The organism is Bacillota bacterium (genome assembly GCA_040754675.1).
Classification (GTDB): Bacteria; Bacillota; Limnochordia; order Limnochordales; family Geochordaceae; genus Geochorda.
On sequence record JBFMCJ010000782.1, the window covers coordinates 1 to 1,554 of the forward strand.

Consider the following 1,554-nt stretch of genomic DNA (forward strand, 5'->3'; position numbering starts at 1 on the left):
AGGCAAGAACCGAGCAGGAAGGCGGACGAGCTTGCTGCTCTCTTTGAGTTCAGTCGGACCGTTTCCGGCAGCCTCGAGGTGGCCGAAGTGGCCCGGCGGGCGCTCGGGGCGGTGATGGAGTTGACCGGTGCCACCAGCGGGTCGGTGGTGATGCTTCCTGAAGCGGCACCGGGGGTGGCGGGCGGCGAAGTGCCAGCTACCGTGGAGCCAGGCGAGAAACGCCGCGCGGTACCGCCCGGCGAGGTGGTTGCCGCCGTCGAGCGGGAGAACCGCTCCGTTAACTTTAGCAGCCAGCGGAGAGGAGGCATACCGCAAGAAAGGCACCCAGCGGTAGCTGTACCCCTGATGGTCGGGGGCAGGGTGACAGGTGTGCTGACCATAGCGGGCAGGCCGGAAGGTGCGGGTTTTGCCGAAGACGAGACCGCGTTTCTGACCGCGCTGGGCACCAGCCTTGCTCTGGTGCTTGAGAATGCCCGCCTTGTGCGCGAGTTCAAGCTGAGGGCGGCCATGCTGGAGCGGTTGATGGAAGTGGGACGGATGGTGTCGGGCAGCCTGGACGTGGATGCGGTGGTGGAATCAGCTCTGGGGAGCGTCAGGGATGTCCTGGGGGCAGAGTGGTGTGCCCTGCGGCTGCTTGATGAGGAGACGGGTGAGCTGGTGCTGAAGGGGAACCTGGGCATGGGCGCGGAGCTCGGGGCCAGGGCGGGCCGCGTCCGGCCGGAGGGTACCGTCCTGGGGAAGGTGCTGCAGACGGGAGAGCCCGTGGTGGTGGAAGACCTGACGGCGGGCGGGCCGGGCATGCATCTGCCTTACTGCTCGGCGGAGATGCGTGCGGTGGCCGTGGTGCCGGTACGGGCGGGTGGAAAGGTTCTAGGCACATTGAAGGTTTATTCCCCCGTACCGCGGCGCTGGACCGACGAAGAAATCCGGTATCTGGCGATCGTCGCGAGCCAGACCGGGCTGGCGCTGGAGAACGAGCGCCTGTACTCGTCGCTGCGGGAGCACTATCTGAGTGCGGTGCGGGCGCTGGCGGCGGCCGTGGAGGCCAAGGATGTTTACACGCGGGGTCATTCCCTGCGGGTGGCGCGGTGGGCGCGGGCGTGCGCTAGGATATTGGGGCTCAGTACTGAGGAGCAGGAGCAGGTCTACCTGGCCGGGCTCTTGCATGATGTGGGGAAGATCGGTGTAACGGACGGAATTCTGCTGAAACCGGCACGTCTCACCGAGGAAGAAATGGCCGAAGTGCAGTGTCATCCCGTGGCGGGTGCGGGAATTCTTGAGCAAGCGGGGTTTCCGGCCGCGGTGATTGCAGCCGTGTGGCACCACCACGAGGACTACGGTGGCAGCGGTTATCCTGCGGGCTTGATCGGAGAGGAGATCCCGCTTCTTGCGCGGATCATCCGGGTGGTGGACACCTACGATGCGATGACTTCGCCCAGGCCGTATCGCGCGGCCTTCACTTCGGCGCAGGCTCGGGAGGAACTGCGGCGGTGTGCAGGCCAGCAATTTGACCCGCGGGTGGTGGATGCGTTCTTGAAGATTGCGGACGGTAAA

At 65.8% G+C, this 1,554-nt stretch carries 1 protein-coding gene; it reads left to right on the plus strand.

Features of this window, described 5'->3' with window-relative positions; translation table 11 throughout:
* Nucleotides 1-1,554, plus strand: a 1,554-nt coding sequence (locus AB1609_23575; protein MEW6049415.1) for an HD domain-containing phosphohydrolase, incomplete at both ends; no start/stop codon positions are given.